The organism is Chitinophaga sp. YR627 (assembly GCF_900114995.1).
Taxonomy (GTDB): domain Bacteria; phylum Bacteroidota; class Bacteroidia; order Chitinophagales; family Chitinophagaceae; genus Chitinophaga.
The window spans coordinates 634,265-650,771 of sequence record NZ_FOUX01000003.1 but is presented as its reverse complement, the minus strand read 5'-3'; the positions used below and the strand labels follow the sequence as shown (position 1 = coordinate 650,771).

Below are 16,507 nucleotides of genomic sequence, written 5' to 3'. Positions count from 1 at the left end.
TTTAATGAGTTCACATGACAGCTACATCCATACCAGCTTCGCGGGCCAGCAGTGCGCTTATTTTATATCTTTCATTACCGGTAGCCCTGTATACAGCGTCCAGTACGCCACACACATGACTAATACCTATTTTATCACACCATTCAAAAGGTCCCATCGGATAATTGGTGCCTAATCTCATAGCGGTGTTGATATCGGCTCTGGATGCAGTGCCTTCCTGTGCCGCCATGTATGCTTCGTTGATGATCATACAGATCACTCTTGGTGTGACCAGCCCGACTCTGTCTTCCACTATCTCATATTCCCATCCCAACGCAGACATTATATCATTCACCAACTTTACCTGCGCATGATCCATCACTGATAATTCCATAACGGGCATCGTCAGAAATCCCGGCAGCCAGTTGCATCCAATGATGGAAAATCCCTGCTCAAAAGCAAAATTATTCATCAGTTCCGATAGTGAAGTTCTCACTATACAAGCGAGTACCGGCACCTGCGGAAAGCGGGCATATACACCGGCCCGTTTGGTATTTTCATCAAAATTCAGGTCTATCACCAACTCATAATCCGCCAGCGATCCTGCCCGCTCCGGCGATATTACCTGCTGCACCCGGTGCCCATTCAAACCACCCTTTTCAAGAAAAGCTGCATAATGCGGCTCCTCTCCTATAACGAGGATATTCATGTGCAAAATTTTCGCAAACCTATTAATTAATAACTAATAATAAGACCCTATTTTTATGCCTATGGAAAAACAGATCATCAATACGAATAATGCGCCTGCTCCAATCGGTCCATACAATCAGGCCGTACAGTCAGGCAACCTGCTGTTTGTATCCGGACAAATAGCCATCAATCCGGAAACCGATCAACTGGTACTGGATGATATCAAAACCGAAACCCATCAGGTAATGAAAAACCTGAAAGGTATACTCACCGCAGCCGGTATGGACTTCAATAATGTGCTGAAGACGACCATTTTCATTATGAACATGAACGACTTTGCACAGATCAATGAAGTATACGGTTCTTATTTTACCAGCGACTTCCCTGCACGTGAAACCGTACAGGTAGCTGCATTGCCAAAAGGCGTGAATGTTGAGATCTCTGTGATCGCGAGCAAATAATTATCCGGAAATAAAAAGAGTCCGCTCAGGCGGACTCTTTTTTGTTATTTATTGCCAAATAATGTGGCTGCCAGTTTCGCGTCATGTCCGTACACATCATCCCGGAAATTCAGCCGGCCATCACTATCCACAAAAGCAGTGAAATAACCGATGTATACCGGTACCCTTTCTTTCAGGGTAATAAACTTCTCTTTACTCCCATTCATCGCTTCTGTGATCTTCTTCTGTGTCCAGGTAGAATCCTTACGCAGCAACCACTCTGCAAGGTGTTGCGGCTCAGATACACGGATACAGCCATGGCTAAAGGTGCGCTTATTCTCTCCAAATAACCCCTTGGACGGCGTATCATGGAGATAAATATTGTATTCATTCGGGAACAGGAATTTCACCTTACCCAATGCATTGTGACCACCCGGTTTCTGGCGAATGATATAAGGGAAATTACCACCGGAGTATTTACTCCAGTTGAGCGAACCGGCATTTACCGGACTACCGCTGCCTGTTACAACTTCCATATTCTGTCTGGCCAGGTACCCGGTATTTCTTTTCATCGCGGGTAATACCTCATTGACCAGTATGCCGGGAGGCACATTCCAATACGGTGCAAATACAACATATTTTACTTCGTTACTGAAGATAACCGTGTTGGCGCCCGGTTTACCCACCACTACATTACAGGTCCAGTCCAGCTTATTATTATTGTATACATATAGTTTAAATGCAGGTATGTTTACTAACAGATATTCCGCAGGTGGTTCAGCAGGTACCCAGCGAATACGTTCCATGTTGATCAGGATCTGGCGGATACGCTGAAGTGGCGTAACGTTCAGCGCATTCAGCAGGGGCGCCTGAATCGTACCGTCTGTCTTCAGTCCTGTACGGTCCTGGAAATTGCGTATAGCCGAGTCCAGCGCGGGTGTAAATAGCTGGGAAGTATCTGCCACTGCCAGATCGCCCAGCAGATGTAAACGCTGTTTTACACTGGCAACCAGCGGATCAGATTCTTCTTTCTTATATAGTTTGCGGGAGGCCTTCAAAGAATCCCATGGCAATTTCTCCAGATCTGAAAATTTCTTTAACTGGTTCCGCAGTAATTTATATTGTCGGTTAACCGGCTCTTCAAAAGCACTGGCAGGCTTATTTACCATAGAATCCAGCAGGCTTTCCATATTGATCTTTTTACGGGGGATGAACCATTCCAGCGACTTGGCGCTATCAGAGGTCAATCCGCTCCACACCTTATTACCATAGGCAAAGAATTGTGCAGTCAGCAATAATTCAGCGCTGGGGATAGCTTTATCACCCGGGCGTAGTTGCTGCCCTTCTATAAGCAACGTATCATACATTTCACGCAGGGGCTTACTGATAATGGTACTGTCATGTAAACCATAATCAGCATCCGCTTTCATCATGTTGATAAAGTTGCCGGCCTGCTCGGTTAATTGTCCGTCGTTGCCGATCCATGCATAGTGAAATTCCCGTTGCCGGTAGAAATCACGGATATAATCAGCGTAGGCGGTATCCTTTTGCAGAAAGAGATTGACAGTGTTACTGTCCAGTGTGCGATCGATGTATTCCTGTTTGGTATAGTGCGAGGTATCCCTTACCAGGCCTTTTTTTCTACCGAACCTTCCTCCACAGGAGGCCAGCAGGACGATTGAGGAAAGTAACAGACATGTGTAACGTACAGACATAAACGTACCCGAGTTTTAGTAATGAGTCAGAAAGTCCCCTTTGAGGTATTAAAATGAAAAACAGCCTTTGCTGATAAAATGTTTGATGGTACAAATGTAAAACGCTTAACACAATATTGTGTTAAGCGTTTTAGATAAAGCAGTTAGGATGAAATTATAATTTGATCTCTTCCTCGTTGGCATCAAAGAAGCGATATTCTGTCAGATGATAGTTGGAATCAGCTTTAACCCTGACCCATTTCTTGTACTGGAAGTACCATTTCCACTGGCGGGAGGTAAGAAATCCTTTGGCCAGGTAGGAGTAAAATATAGGGTGTACCCTCAGAGTAAGACCTTTGTGCTGATGGTTGATCAGGTATTGCAGGTTCTTTTCGACTTCGTCAATGATCAGTACGGAAGCGCCGATCTTACCGGTACCATGACAGGTAGGGCAATCTTCTGCAACTGATATAGTGACTTCGGGTTTCACACGTTGGCGGGTGATCTGCATCAGGCCGAATTTCGAAATAGGCAGGATCGTATGTTTTGCCCGGTCCTGCGCCATGAATTTCTCCATGGCTTCGTAAACTACTTTCTTATTTTCCGGCAACTTCATATCAATGAAGTCGATGATGATGATCCCCCCCAGGTCACGGAGGCGTAACTGACGGGCTATTTCTGCAGCAGCTTCCAGGTTGGATGCGAGGGCATTCTGTTCCTGGTTATTGCTGGAGCTTTTATATCCGCTGTTAACGTCGATGACATGTAATGCTTCAGTAGCTTCTATGATCAGGTACACGCCACTGTCCAGGTTAACTGTTTTCCCGAAGGAAGCTTTTACCTGGCGGGTAACGCCATAGTGATCAAAAATAGGAGCGCCGTTGTGATAATGCTGGACAATATCCTGTTTTTCAGGGGCGATCTTTTGGATATAGGCCCTGGTATCAGAATACATGTTGCGATCATTGATCACAATACGGTTGAAGCTCTCGTTAAGAAGGTCACGTAATATGCTGGTTGTCTTGGCCTGTTCACTCAGGATCTTCTGCGGCGGTTGTGCCCCGCGCAGGTTAGCCTGAATATTTTTCCAGGTTTCCACAAGTGTTGTCAGATCCTCATGCAGTTCAGCCGTTTTCTTTCCTTCTGCCGCTGTACGAACGATTACACCAAAGTTGGGTGTTTTGATCGCTTCGACTATTTTTTGTAGTCTTTTTCTTTCTTCGGAAGAGTGTATCTTTTTAGATACTGCGACAATGTCATTAAAGGGTGTTAACACGATGAATCTTCCGGGAAGAGAAATTTCGCAACTAAGACGAGGACCTTTGGAGGAAATCGGTTCTTTTAAGATCTGCACCAGGATGTTAGGCTTACCGCCCAGCACATCTGTGATTTTGCCGGTTTTTACGATCTCCGGCTCATTCTTAAACTTTGTAAAGTCAAACCCCTCGGGGGTTTTATCTGAAATAGCCTGCTGGGTAAATTTGAGTATAGAACGTATATATGGGCTAAGGTCTGTGTAATGTAAGAAAGCATCTTTCTCGAAACCCACATCAACAAAAGCCGCATTAAGGCCCGGGATCAATTTTTTCACCCGCCCGAGGTATAAATCCCCTACAGAAAAGTTGGGATTGCCGCTTTCGTGATGCAATTCCACCAGTTTCTTATCTTCCAGCAACGCTATTTCCACACCAGTAGGTGCCGCATTTATAATAAGTTCCTTGTTCAAGCGTCCAAAATTTTAACCATTATAACTTCACCTTTGAGTTATGCACGGCTATTTAACAACAGCGTACTGCATACCAGATTACTGCTGGCGAAGGCCAGCATACGTGATGATGGATTGCTTAAGGGTTTAGCGATCAGCAGGTAATATCCGGAATTCTAAGCGGGATTTGTGGAAAAAACCTGCATGACTCCAGCAATTTAATAATAATCGCTAAAATCATGCAGGATATATAAAAATTTTTATCCGATCACCGCGCCGCAAATAAAACCTGGTTAGTATAAATGGCGGGAAACAGGAGAAAATTATTTCTTATTCTTCTTATGCCGGTTCTTTCTCAGTCTTTTTTTACGTTTGTGAGTGGCTATCTTATGTCTTTTTCTTTTCTTACCGCAAGGCATACGCTAATAAGTTTTTAAATGTTTAGAAAAATGAATATTATTTAATACTCTTAATATAATTATCTATTTCCGCCTTCAGTGAGGGATCATTTAACAGCGTCTTACAGTGTTCCAGTAATTCGACCGCCTTTTTGATGTCACCTTTGCCGCGATAGGCTTCTGCCAATACAAATACAGCTTTAGCCTCGTCAGGATGTTTCTGGGTGAACGTCTCCATCCTTTCTATGGCTTTATCAAACTGATTAGACTGTATAGCTAGATTTGCCAATGTTATCTGAGCTTCTGCATTATCAGGATTGGCAGCTACCACATCCCGTAATTTCTGGACACCTACCATTGGTTCTCCTGTATTCATATACAGGAGTGCCTGTTTGATCTTCAGGGAGTCGTTCTTAGGGTTCAGCTCAATAGCCTGACCTAACAGGCTGATAGCCTGTGAACTTTCCCATTTGGCAATAGCAGGGTCCTCTGCGTGCTCCAGATGTTCTAAAAATAAATTGGCTGCAAAGGTGAGGCTTTTTTCGGAATTTTCCAACTTGGCAGATTCGCCAAGGTAATACGCAGCTATGGGCAGTTGGTTAAGGCTGTCCCAGGAGGCATATAACTGTTTGTAAGCGTCTATTTGCTGATTCTTCACGTCGCCCCGCACCACCTTATTTTCAAGGGCGGTGATGGCAACGAGTCTATCTGCAGGGATTTTTTGCTTGGCAGACGCCAGCAATTCATCAAAGGCAATAGGTTTTCCCTCCTGTCCGTCATGCATATGAGCGGCAGTTGGCATCGCTTTTTTATCCGAATGAGGCACGGTGCGGCCGAAGGCGACTAATACTACGAGTAATGTCGCTGCGGCACCGACCAAGAGAATCTGTGATTTTTGCACGCCTAAAATATTAGGCTGCAAAACTACAAACTTTTAAGCTTCTTTACTTCTGCAACGAATTCTTTAGAAGGCTTAAACGCCGGAATGAAATGTTCCGGAATCTCTACGGCAACGTTTTTCTTGATGTTACGGCCAATTTTAGCAGCTCTCTTTTTCGTAATGAAGCTACCAAAGCCCCTGATATAGATATGCTCGCCATTAGCCAACGCTTCCTTGACCTCCTTAAACATGGCTTCTAGTGTTACTAACACATCTACTTTAGGTATGCCGGTTTTCTCAGCAATATTGTTAATTAAGTCAGCTTTTCTCATAATTGAAGCGAAGGATTACTTGTCCCAAAATTATTTAAATTTTTTTAATTGCTGAATTTTAAGCAAATAAATTTTATGTTTTTTTCTTATACCAGAGATTTATACAATATATCTATTTGCAGATCAGTCGATTAGTAGTCAGAAAAATACAAGTAACGAGCTACCCGGAAAGTGAAAGATTCCATATGCGAGGCCAGTACAAGTACATATTCATTAGGGTAAATCACAATAATTCACTAAACCACTCATTAACGAATATACAAAAAATAATATTCATTTCGTCTTTTTTTTCTTCGCTTAACGGAAAAAAAACTCTCCTGATCAGCTAGTAACAGATAATCACTCTTTCTCTATTATAACGCAATTTTTTCCATATTCGTCTATATCTCAACAACTTCTGTTCCATTTTACTGCGCCCTTCTGACAGTTGAATATTATCGTAAATATATTCACCTGCAACCGATGGATTTTTTGCCGGCGCTCCTCACGATACATACATTAAATATTTTCAATACAACCATCTCCCCTTTTACCATTATTCCCGTTCTCATTCATCCAATTATATTTGCAGAAATGAAGCAGTTTTTTACGAATGCACTCCTGGAATGGAACGATAACGAGAATACGCGTTCCATGCCCTGGAAAGGTGAGAAAGACCCCTACCGGATATGGCTGTCTGAAATTATACTCCAGCAAACGCGTGTGGAACAGGGATGGGCCTACTACGAGAAGTTTATCTTAAACTATCCGACCGTTCAGGAACTGGCCGCAGCGCCGGAAGAAGCAGTGTTCCGCCTCTGGCAGGGACTGGGTTACTATGCCCGCTGTAAAAATATGCTGGCTGCAGCTAAACAGATCGCATCTCAGTATCACGGGCATTTCCCGAATACATACGAGGCCATACAGTCGCTCAAAGGTGTTGGGCCATATACCTCCGCCGCTATCGCCTCCTTTGCATTCAACCTGCCACACGCCGTCCTGGATGGCAACGTATTTCGTGTGCTGTCCAGATTCTTTGACATAGATACCCCCATCGATACAACAGCTGGTAAAAAACAGTTTGCCGACCTCGCGCAGGAACTGCTTCCACACGGAAAATCAGCTTCGTATAACCAGTCCATTATGGATTTTGGCGCCGTTGTATGCAAACCGCAACAACCCGCCTGTAATAGCTGTCCGCTTGCCGCAAAATGTAAAGGCTTCCAGCAGGGTCTCACCGCACTCCTGCCCGTGAAATCCAAAAAGCTGGTCATTAAGAAGCGTTACTTCTACTACCTGGTACTCCAGCATAAAGACAATGTCTATATCCGGAAACGTACGGAAAATGACATCTGGCAAAACCTCCACGAATTCATGCTCATCGAAACGACAGGACCTGAAGACCTGGCCTCCTTACAATCCTCAGCGGCCTTCAAAACAGTGATGAAAGATATACGTTACAACATGGATGGGGCTTCCGCTACTTTCAAACAGCAGCTTACACATCAGACCATCCATAGTCAGTTTCTCCTGCTTTCAGTCAGCAAAAAGCCCGAAATCCCCGGCTACACGGCCGTCCCAAGGGATCAACTGGATCTTTACGCCTTTCCTAAAACCATCACCGACTTTCTCAGAAACAGGGAACTGACCCTATTCTGATACGAAAACTTACTGCCTGTGAACAGCGCTCAACTTGCTACGGCAAGGTATTTGAGCTAAAAACTATACGGTAAAATTTTCACTGTCGATTTGAAAAAAACATTAACTTTAGAAAGGTTGTTCATTTTAAAAGAAGCGTATATTTTCAATAGTTTAAAATCAATAGATTAAAACCTGCAACAATGAGAGGTGTTAATAAAGTAATCCTGATTGGCAACTTGGGTAGAGATCCAGATGTACAGTTTTTAGAAGGTAATATCGCGGTAGCCAAGTTTTCCCTGGCTACGACAGAAACATTCAAAGACAGAGCTGGTAAACTGATTTCCCAAACAGAATGGCATACGGTTGTATTATGGCGCGGACTGGCGGAATTAGCCCAAAAGTACCTGCACAAGGGAAGTCTTGTATATATTGAAGGACGCCTCCGTACCCGCAGCTGGGAAGACAAGGAGGGTAATAAGAAGTTTGCCACTGAAGTAGTAGGTGATAACCTTGTTATGCTGGATAAACGTATGGACCTGAACAACACTGAACATGCCATACATCATAGCAACACAGGCAGCAATACCGGTGATAATTTCCCCAATATGGAAATACCCCCCCAACTGAACGATACAGCGGACGACCTTCCTTTTTAACTATCCAATAAAAATATTAATTCTTTTTGATTGATAATCCCTTTATGGGACATTACTTATATTTGCATATAGGGAAAGCGATTCAATTTAAGACCTGAATTACTTTCCCATTTTTTTGGAACTTACTTTGCTATATGCTCGGGGTTCTAATATTTATCACGTCAAAGTTGAACATTTTGTACACCTATCCGGCAAGCATTTTACCTGGTAAGCTTACCCTGTTACAAGCAGCGGCGCCCATCGCCACTCCGAACGTGGTTATCTATCTGCTTGTGATATTCATACTCCTACTCATGGCCTTTATCGTCTCCGGCGCAGAAGTGGCATTCTTCTCCCTGAACTATAAAGACCTGAACGCCCTGAAAACAAGGCAGAACACCAGCGGAAAGCTGATTACCAAACTGTTGGAAAAGCCGCGCTCACTGCTGGCCTCTCTCCAGACAGCAGGTATCCTCCTCTCCCTCGCCTTTATCATGGTCACCAGCTACCTCATCACCCAGATGGAAGACCTCCAGACCGTTCCGGTTGTGTCTTTTGTAGTACGTATAGCCATTATCATCTTCGTACTCCTCTTCTGTGGTCAGGTACTGCCAAGGGTATGGGCGGCGCAGAACAATATCCGTTTCGCCACCTACTTCGCCTGGTTCGTCAGCCTCGTACATGCGACCCTCGAACCTGTCAGCGACTTTTACGTTAGTCTCAGCGAAAGCATTGAAGCCCGCTTCTTCCACAGAGGCAGCGGCGCTGTCAACTATCAGGAGATCGACGAAGCCATCGAAATGAGCGTGGATCCAACCGCCTCCCAGGAAGAAAAAAATATCCTCAAAGGCATCCTGAAATTCGGCAATATCACCGTTAAACAGATCATGCACACACGTCTGGACGTATCCGGGATCGAATATGACGATAACTTCGACATCGTCGTAAAACGCGTGGCTGACCTGCACTACTCCCGCCTTCCCGTATACAAAGGCAACCTCGATAATATCGTCGGTGTGATCCATACAAAAGACCTTCTGCCCCACCTCGATAAAGGCAAAAGCTTTGACTGGCACACCGTTATGCGCCAACCCTTCTTCGTACACGGCCATAAACTGATCGAAGACCTCCTCGCAGAGTTCCAGAACAGACGTATGCATTTTGCCGTAGTTGTAGACGAATTTGGTGGCACCTCCGGGATCGTTACCCTGGAAGATATCGTGGAAGAAGTAATCGGTGATATCAAAGACGAATTCGACGAAGAAGAATTCAACTACAGCAAAGTAGACAACAATACCTACGTTTTTGAAGGCAAAACCATGCTCAATGACGTTTGCCGTATCATGAACATCCCTCCCGATACATTTGAGGTCGTGAAAGGAGAAAGTGACTCTATCGGTGGACTGATCCTCGAACTGGCAGGTAAATTCCCGGAAGAAAACAGCGTAATATCCCACGAGGAATACGACTTTACCGTACTGGAAGTGAGCAAAATGCGCATCCAGAAAGTACAGGTCACCATCAGACAAAATGTGGAAGACGAGAAATAGTGCAGTACACCTAACTACAAGAAGCTTACTATGAAATTAACCGGGAATGCCATTTTGCTTTTGCTGCTGCTTACATTCACCTTTGCAGCCTGCGAACAATCTTATACGCCCAAACCACGCGGCTATTTTCAGATCAACTTCCCCAAAAGGGAATATCGCGTATTTGACGTACCCGGTTATCCATATACCTTCGAGTACCCTGTCTATGCCAATATCGTCAAAGACAGCCTCTTTTTCGGTCAGAAAACCGAAAATCCATACTGGATCAATGTCGAATTCCCTTCCCTGAGTGGCAAGATCTATATGAGCTACAAGGAAATCGGTAAAAACGATAAAAATAACTTCCAGCAACTCGTCAATGACGCCTTTAAAATGACCTATAAACACACTTATAAGGCAGAATACATTGACGAAAAAACAATACATACTCCCTTTAATGTCTCCGGCGAGTTCTACGACGTAGGTGGTAATGCCGCCTCCGCCAAACAGTTCTACGCAACAGACTCCACCGTGCACTTCCTGCGCGGGGCACTGTATTTCGATGCCGCTCCCAACGCAGATTCCCTTGCACCGGTACAGCAATTCCTACAGGAAGATATGTGGCACCTTGTAGAAACGCTCAGGTGGCGATAGTCTTCGACTATTTTGTAACTTTGCGTCTTTAAGGAATCCGGTCCGCCTTCATGCCAACAGCAGCGGACTATCGACCATCAATTTATTTATGATCATTATTGACGATAAGTATATCAGCGACGAAGTTATTGAGGAACAGTTCGTCTGCAACCTGGGAGCCTGTAAAGGCGCCTGCTGCGTTGCGGGTGATTGCGGAGCGCCGCTGGATAAGGAGGAAGTGAAGAAACTCAAGAAGATCTACCCGAAGATCAAATCCTACCTTCGGCCCGACGGCATCGCCGAAATAGAAAAAACAGGTACACATACCACCGACGATGAATATGGCTATGTCACGCCTATTGTGAATAAAGGCATCTGCGCCTACGCTGTGATCGACGACCATGGCGTTGTCGGCTGTGGCATCGAAAAAGCCTACAATGACGGTGTAGTCGACTACAAAAAGCCTATCTCCTGCCACCTCTACCCTATCCGGGTGACTAAATACGAGGCCTTCGAGGCACTCAACTATGACAGATGGGACATCTGTAAACCAGCCTGTAAAAATGGAAAAAGCCTCCGTGTACCGGTATACCGCTTTCTCCGGGAAGCGCTGATCCGTAAATATGGAGAAGAATTCTATCAGGTGCTGGACAAAATCGCGACAAAACAATACAAAGCTGAATAATAGCCGGTTGCTGATGCTATTCCTGCATTCGCTATCTTTACTCCGTACTAACTAACAGTTGTTTTTTCATTCATTCCCTGCATACCGGAAACCGGTATGGGTTTTGTAATTCCTGAAATCAGCAATCTCGACAACTTATGCATCAGAACGCCTCCACTTTTCTTGATAACAGTGAGAAGAAAGCGACAAACCTCATACATCGCCAGACGATCAACTTCAATATAGGTAAGTACAACACTGCCGTGAAAGCTGGTAAACAACAGTTTGCCGATCTGACCACCGCGCGCGAAAGAGCCAAGAATATCAAGTGGAGAGCACTGGAACACCTGGATAAACACCTCGAGGAATTTGAAAGCAACTTCACCCGCAGAGGTGGTAAAGTGATCTGGGCAGAGAACACACAGCAGGTACTCGAAGAAATACTCGCTATCTGCGAGGCCAGGAACTGCAAAAGCATCGTAAAGAGTAAATCCATGGCTACGGAAGAAGTACACCTGAACCACTTCCTGGCACAGCATAACATTGAATGTGTGGAGACCGATCTGGGGGAATACATCCAGCAGCTGGACGGAGAACCGCCTTATCACATCGTGACGCCCGCCATGCATAAAAGCAAGGAAGACGTCGCAAAACTGTTCGCAGAAAAACTGGGGACACCTCCCAATCTGACGCCCCAGGAAATGACCCTGGTCGCCAGAGAAAAACTGCGTCAGAAATACCTCGACGCAGAAATCGGCATCACCGGCGCTAACTTCATCATAGCTGACATTGGCGGTATCGCTGTTACCGAAAATGAAGGTAATGCACGTCTCAGCACCGCATTTCCCAAGACGCATATCGTACTGGTAGGTATCGAAAAGATGCTGCCTTCCATCAATGACCTGGCCATGTTCTGGCCTTTACTGGCGACCTATGGTACCGGTCAGCAGGTAACCGTATACAATTCTATTTTCAGTGGTCCCCGCCAGGAAAACGAAACGGATGGTCCTGAAGAAATGTACGTTATCCTGATGGATAATGGCCGTACCAACATCCTGGCCGATACAGAAGCCCGCGAAAGTCTTTACTGCATTCGTTGTGGCTCCTGCCTGAATGCCTGCCCTGTCTATAAGAACATCGGCGGTCATAGCTATGGCACTACCTATAGTGGTCCCATCGGATCCGTTATTACCCCACACCTGCAGGGCATGGAATCATTCATGCACCTCAGCTATGCCTCCTCTCTTTGCGGTAACTGCACAGAGGTATGCCCTGTAAGGATCAATGTACACGAATTACTGCTCCATAATCGTCATAAAGCGGTGGAGGAGAACTATACCTCCGGTGGAGAAAAAATGTCCTGGTTTGGCTGGAAACAGGCAAGTCTGAGCCGCAGGATGATGAACCTCGTAGGCGGCGGCGCCAAAAACTTCTTCATGAAGAAATTCTTCTCACAAGCCTGGGGTGATGACAGGTCACTGCCTGTATTCGCACCAAAATCCTTTAACCAGCTGTGGAAAGAGAGAAAAAAATAGTACCTTTTTAATATGACACTTATCGCCATTCTGTTACCCTGGCTCTCCTTTATGTTAAGAGGAAAGATCTTAACAGGTATCTTATGCCTGTTACTACAGATCACATTAATTGGCTGGATACCTGCCGCCATATGGGCCGTTATATCCCTTCAAAATGCACGGGAAGACCGTAGAACACGGAAAATAGTAAAGGCAATGAAGCAAAACAGGTAGTTTATTTAATTATCTGGGAGTTCTCACCGGGAAATAGATCTCCACGGTAGCGCGGGCTGTCGTTCCGTCGGATGCAGGTGTCCATCCGGGACCTTCTTTTATCAGTCGCAATGCTTCTGCATCACAATCAGGTTGTAAACGTCTGACTATCTTAATGTCCTCCAGAGCGCCATCCGGCATAACCCTGAACGATACTTTTACTTTACCTTTTACATTATCAGCAGCAGCGGAAGCTGGATAACGGGTATTTTTTGCCAGGTATTCATTATAACTGTCGTATCCTTCAGCCGGCATTGGCGGCTGATAAATACTACCCATTTTCCTGCTGAACTTCTTATCATAACCGGTTACAACAACCTCACTCAGACTGCTATTATCTGCTTTCAGGGTAATGTCCAGGTTATTTTCTCTTGGTGAAAGACTCAGTCTTTGCTGTTTAAATCCGATATAAGAGGTAACCAGGCTAACATTTTTTGCGGTATCGGGTACATTCAGTGAGAACGATCCATCCGCCCCCGTCACTACACCCTGTGCAGTACCCTCAAGCCTCACAGCCACACCAGGCAAGCCGTTTTTCCCATCATTGACCTGTCCCCTGATAAAGCGGCTGGCTACGATCGGTTTTGCCGCAAAGACATTCCTATACCTCGTATCGCTTTCTCTTTCTCTATCTTTTTCCAGCATCTCTTTCGGATTTGCGATGGCTACATCCACGATCCTGGTATCAATGGTATCCGCTCTTTCTGCCTTATCCGCCGCCATGAAGGTCGGTGCAGCCGCAACAGCAGCTGGTGATGGCGCCATTGCCAGGGCTACCGTATCCTGCTCTCTTTTTAAGATCCCTGCAATCCCTCTGGATTCAGCAGCGACATTTCCAGGGAAAATATGTCTGCCTGTATCCGGCGGTATGCTGATACCAGGCAGCTTATCGGCTTTATTGCCCCAGGCCATCGGTTCTTCCTGGTTATAATATTGTAAGGTGTCGGTAATAGAACTATCAGCAACATCCGTGGTTTTAAAGGCAATTGCATGATCGCCGCTGAAGCCGGAACGCCACATCCAGAACAATCCGCCCATCAGCAACAGCAGGACTCCCGCGGCTGCCAGCCAACGCCTGTCCAGTCTGACCATCGGAATGACCTTCCCCTCTTCTTTACCCTTTACACGGATCTCCAGTCGCTTGTTAAGATCAGCCAGATGTATACGTTGATCAGGTTTGTATTCAGCAAACCCGTCCAGGGCATCCGCCAGAAACGGATCGTCCAGGGCCTGTTTCTCCAGGGCATGCATCGCTTTATTATCCAGCTCTCCTGCCAGATATTTGCGGATCAATTCCGGATCAACGCTATGGTTCATATGACTGTGCTTATCAGGCATCTTGTTGTTCCATACAGATTTTCAGATTGCGTTTACCATTCTGGATATAACTTTTCACCTTTTTCATGTCATATCCTGTGATATCCGCCACCTCTTTATAGCTTTTCTCTTTGAGATAGAATAGATCAACACTTCGCTTTTGCTCTTCCGGCAAAGCGTCCAGGCATTTTTCCATGCCCTGCAGGTGTACCTCTATGTTCACTCCGTTCTCATGATGTGCAAAAGAGTCATTTTCCATAACGGGTAGTCCGTCCATGGAAATTTCCCTTCCCTCCCTGTTTTTCATAGAACGCAGTTTCATCAGACAATAGTTCTTCGTCAGCACATGCAGCCAGCTCTTAAAGTTCTGAACCTCATGCTGCTGCAACTTAACGATCAGCTCCTCAAAGATCTGCATAACGGCATCCTTACTGGACTCTTCATCAAAATAGCGCAGGCATACACCATATACCAGATTCATGTAGCGTTGATACAACGCAGCCAGATAGTCGAGCTGACCGGAGCGTTTGTACTCCAGGATCAACACGGCATCATCAGCATCTTTCATGATATTATGGTGTAAAAAGGCCATAGATTAGATGGACAATAGTAAAGAATTTTTAGCAAAAAAGCACCGGCAGATGCCAGTGCTTTTTAATATGCTTTTGCAGATACAGAACAAACTTAGTGTCTGAAGTGGCGGGTGCCGGTCATTACCATCACCATACCGTTCTGTTTGCAGAATTCTACTGAATCATTATCTCTTACGGAACCTCCAGGCTGGATCACGGAAGTGATACCTTCCTCATGCGCAATACGCACGCAATCATCAAATGGGAAGAATGCGTCAGAAGCCATAGCAGCACCTTTCAGATCGAAGTTGAACTGAGCAGCCTTCGCAATAGCGTGGCGCAGTGAATCGATACGGGAAGTCTGTCCGCAACCTTTACCGATCAGCTGTTTGTCTTTTACCAGCGCGATCGCGTTAGATTTCAGGTGTTTACATACCAGATTGGCAAATTCCAGGTCTGCTTTTTCAGCAGCGGTAGACGGTCTTGCGCCCGCTTCATTCCACTCCTGGTAGTTACCCTTATCATTTTCCTGCAGCAGAACGCCGTTCAGGACATTTTTATATACATAAGGCGCCTTCACCGGCTGCAATTGCTGCAACAGGATACGGTTCTTCTTAGCCTGCAGTACGGTCAGCGCATCAGCGTCAAAACCAGGTGCGATCAGGATTTCGAAGAAGATTTCGCTGATAGACTCAGCGGTTGCCTTGTCGATCACCGCGTTAGTTACCAGTACTCCACCGAAAGCGCTTTCCTTGTCACCAGCCAGTGCTGCATCCCAGGCTGCTTTCAGCGTAGGACGGCTGGCAATACCACATACGTTGGTATGTTTGATAACAGCGAAAGTAGTTTCTGTGAACTCCTGGATCAGCTGACAGGCAGCGTCCACATCCACGAGGTTGTTATATGACAACTCCTTACCGTGCAGTTTATTGAATATTTCAGACAGGTTACCGTAGAATACGCCTTTCTGATGAGGGTTTTCTCCGTAACGCATGATCTGACCCTGAGGTGCAGATACCTGGAAGTATGCAGCAGGCTCATTGTTCAGGAAATACCGGGAAATAGCTACATCGTAGTTCGCACATACTTCAAATGCTTTTGCAGCAAATGCTCTGCGGTCCTGAATGCTGGTACCGTTACCGTTATTCAGCACCTGCTCCAGATCAGCATACTGATCTTTAGAAGCAACGATCACTACATCTTTGTAGTTCTTACCCGCCGCTCTGATCAGGGATACGCCACCAATATCAATTTTCTCGATAATGGTCTGCTCCTCTGTTGTGCTCTTTACTGTTTCCTCAAACGGATACAGGTCAACAATCACCAGATCCAGTTCAGGAATAGCATACTGAGCCAGCTGCTCCAGATCCTGTGGATTCTCCCGGCGAGCCAGGATACCACCAAAAATTTTAGGGTGTAACGTCTTTACACGTCCGCCCAGAATGGAAGGATAAGCTGTCAGCTCTTCCACCGCCACACATTTCACGCCCAGGTCCTCGATGAATTTCTGAGTACCACCAGTTGAATAAATAGTTACTCCCTGTTCACCTAACTTTTTAACAATGTTCTCCAGGTTATCTTTATAGAAAACGGAGATCAATGCAGATTTAATTTGCTTTTGCATGTATGGAA

General features: G+C 45.4%; 16 protein-coding genes. 8 read left to right on the top strand and 8 right to left on the bottom strand.

The window, feature by feature from the left end:
- Positions 1-10 precede the first annotated feature (10 nt).
- Positions 11-688 carry a 3-hydroxyacyl-CoA dehydrogenase family protein gene (locus BMZ72_RS18130; RefSeq protein ID WP_089810825.1) on the bottom strand — a complete coding sequence of 226 codons (678 nt, stop codon included), beginning with the start codon at positions 686-688 and terminating at the stop codon, positions 11-13.
- Positions 689-749: 61 nt separating this feature from the next.
- Between BMZ72_RS18130 and BMZ72_RS18125 the strand changes: the two genes are divergently transcribed.
- A complete protein-coding gene (locus BMZ72_RS18125) occupies positions 750-1,130 on the top strand; it encodes a RidA family protein (RefSeq protein WP_218155264.1) in 381 nt (126 codons plus the stop codon).
- Positions 1,131-1,174: 44 nt separating this feature from the next.
- On the opposite strand, the gene BMZ72_RS18120 is transcribed toward BMZ72_RS18125, so the two are convergent.
- The 4 genes from BMZ72_RS18120 to BMZ72_RS18105 all read right to left on the bottom strand — a co-directional run bounded on the left by BMZ72_RS18120 (position 1,175) and on the right by BMZ72_RS18105 (position 6,118).
- Positions 1,175-2,824, bottom strand: a complete 1,650-nt coding sequence (locus tag BMZ72_RS18120) for a L,D-transpeptidase family protein (protein WP_089810821.1) — start codon at positions 2,822-2,824, stop codon at positions 1,175-1,177.
- 154 nt (positions 2,825-2,978) lie between these two features.
- Positions 2,979-4,529, bottom strand: coding sequence for an Rne/Rng family ribonuclease (locus BMZ72_RS18115; RefSeq protein ID WP_089810819.1), 1,551 nt, complete (start codon positions 4,527-4,529; stop codon positions 2,979-2,981).
- A 435-nt stretch (positions 4,530-4,964) separates the two neighbouring features.
- Complete coding sequence (locus BMZ72_RS18110) at positions 4,965-5,828, bottom strand: tetratricopeptide repeat protein (protein ID WP_089810817.1); 864 nt, start codon at positions 5,826-5,828, stop codon at positions 4,965-4,967.
- A gap of 2 nt (positions 5,829-5,830) precedes the next feature.
- Entirely contained in the window at positions 5,831-6,118 is a 288-nt protein-coding gene (locus BMZ72_RS18105) for an HU family DNA-binding protein (RefSeq protein ID WP_012788612.1), read from the bottom strand.
- A gap of 573 nt (positions 6,119-6,691) precedes the next feature.
- Between BMZ72_RS18105 and mutY the strand changes: the two genes are divergently transcribed.
- The 7 genes from mutY to BMZ72_RS37190 all read left to right on the top strand — a co-directional run bounded on the left by mutY (position 6,692) and on the right by BMZ72_RS37190 (position 12,947).
- Positions 6,692-7,756 carry an A/G-specific adenine glycosylase gene (gene mutY, locus BMZ72_RS18100; protein WP_089811594.1) on the top strand — a complete coding sequence of 355 codons (1,065 nt, stop codon included), beginning with the start codon at positions 6,692-6,694 and terminating at the stop codon, positions 7,754-7,756.
- Between the two features lie 182 nt (positions 7,757-7,938).
- On the top strand, positions 7,939-8,394 hold the full coding sequence (locus tag BMZ72_RS18095) for a single-stranded DNA-binding protein (RefSeq protein ID WP_012788610.1): 456 nt from the start codon (positions 7,939-7,941) through the stop codon (positions 8,392-8,394).
- Positions 8,395-8,561: 167 nt separating this feature from the next.
- Entirely contained in the window at positions 8,562-9,923 is a 1,362-nt protein-coding gene (gene gldE, locus BMZ72_RS18090) for a gliding motility-associated protein GldE (protein WP_255373229.1), read from the top strand.
- A 30-nt stretch (positions 9,924-9,953) separates the two neighbouring features.
- A complete protein-coding gene (gene gldD, locus BMZ72_RS18085; protein ID WP_089810813.1) occupies positions 9,954-10,556 on the top strand; it encodes a gliding motility lipoprotein GldD in 603 nt (200 codons plus the stop codon).
- A gap of 88 nt (positions 10,557-10,644) precedes the next feature.
- Positions 10,645-11,220, top strand: a complete 576-nt coding sequence (locus BMZ72_RS18080; protein ID WP_089810811.1) for a DUF3109 family protein — start codon at positions 10,645-10,647, stop codon at positions 11,218-11,220.
- Positions 11,221-11,357: 137 nt separating this feature from the next.
- Positions 11,358-12,734 (top strand): LutB/LldF family L-lactate oxidation iron-sulfur protein, encoded by a 1,377-nt coding sequence (locus BMZ72_RS18075; protein ID WP_089810809.1) that lies wholly within the window; start codon positions 11,358-11,360, stop codon positions 12,732-12,734.
- 12 nt (positions 12,735-12,746) lie between these two features.
- Complete coding sequence (locus BMZ72_RS37190; protein ID WP_012788605.1) at positions 12,747-12,947, top strand: YqaE/Pmp3 family membrane protein; 201 nt, start codon at positions 12,747-12,749, stop codon at positions 12,945-12,947.
- A gap of 9 nt (positions 12,948-12,956) precedes the next feature.
- Here the strand turns inward: BMZ72_RS37190 and BMZ72_RS18065 are convergent, their stop codons facing one another.
- From BMZ72_RS18065 to purH, 3 genes are all read right to left on the bottom strand, one after another.
- Positions 12,957-14,303, bottom strand: a complete 1,347-nt coding sequence (locus BMZ72_RS18065; RefSeq protein WP_177222829.1) for a TonB family protein — start codon at positions 14,301-14,303, stop codon at positions 12,957-12,959.
- A gap of 13 nt (positions 14,304-14,316) precedes the next feature.
- Positions 14,317-14,871, bottom strand: coding sequence for an RNA polymerase sigma factor (locus tag BMZ72_RS18060; protein WP_255373228.1), 555 nt, complete (start codon positions 14,869-14,871; stop codon positions 14,317-14,319).
- Between the two features lie 116 nt (positions 14,872-14,987).
- Entirely contained in the window at positions 14,988-16,499 is a 1,512-nt protein-coding gene (purH, locus tag BMZ72_RS18055) for a bifunctional phosphoribosylaminoimidazolecarboxamide formyltransferase/IMP cyclohydrolase (protein ID WP_089810804.1), read from the bottom strand.
- Positions 16,500-16,507 lie beyond the last annotated feature (8 nt).

What these genes read in the sequence shown, in the direction of transcription:
- BMZ72_RS18130 (WP_089810825.1), bottom strand. Translation starts at nt 688, where the DNA reads ATGAATATCCTCGTTATAGGAGAGGAGCCGCATTATGCAGCTTTTCTT.
- BMZ72_RS18125 (WP_218155264.1), top strand. Translation starts at nt 750, where the DNA reads ATGGAAAAACAGATCATCAATACGAATAATGCGCCTGCTCCAATCGGT.
- BMZ72_RS18120 (WP_089810821.1), bottom strand. Translation starts at nt 2,824, where the DNA reads ATGTCTGTACGTTACACATGTCTGTTACTTTCCTCAATCGTCCTGCTG.
- BMZ72_RS18105 (WP_012788612.1), bottom strand. Translation starts at nt 6,118, where the DNA reads ATGAGAAAAGCTGACTTAATTAACAATATTGCTGAGAAAACCGGCATA.
- mutY (WP_089811594.1), top strand. Translation starts at nt 6,692, where the DNA reads ATGAAGCAGTTTTTTACGAATGCACTCCTGGAATGGAACGATAACGAG.
- BMZ72_RS18095 (WP_012788610.1), top strand. Translation starts at nt 7,939, where the DNA reads ATGAGAGGTGTTAATAAAGTAATCCTGATTGGCAACTTGGGTAGAGAT.
- gldD (WP_089810813.1), top strand. Translation starts at nt 9,954, where the DNA reads ATGAAATTAACCGGGAATGCCATTTTGCTTTTGCTGCTGCTTACATTC.
- BMZ72_RS18080 (WP_089810811.1), top strand. Translation starts at nt 10,645, where the DNA reads ATGATCATTATTGACGATAAGTATATCAGCGACGAAGTTATTGAGGAA.
- BMZ72_RS18075 (WP_089810809.1), top strand. Translation starts at nt 11,358, where the DNA reads ATGCATCAGAACGCCTCCACTTTTCTTGATAACAGTGAGAAGAAAGCG.
- BMZ72_RS37190 (WP_012788605.1), top strand. Translation starts at nt 12,747, where the DNA reads ATGACACTTATCGCCATTCTGTTACCCTGGCTCTCCTTTATGTTAAGA.
- BMZ72_RS18065 (WP_177222829.1), bottom strand. Translation starts at nt 14,303, where the DNA reads ATGAACCATAGCGTTGATCCGGAATTGATCCGCAAATATCTGGCAGGA.
- BMZ72_RS18060 (WP_255373228.1), bottom strand. Translation starts at nt 14,871, where the DNA reads ATGAAAGATGCTGATGATGCCGTGTTGATCCTGGAGTACAAACGCTCC.
- purH (WP_089810804.1), bottom strand. Translation starts at nt 16,499, where the DNA reads ATGCAAAAGCAAATTAAATCTGCATTGATCTCCGTTTTCTATAAAGAT.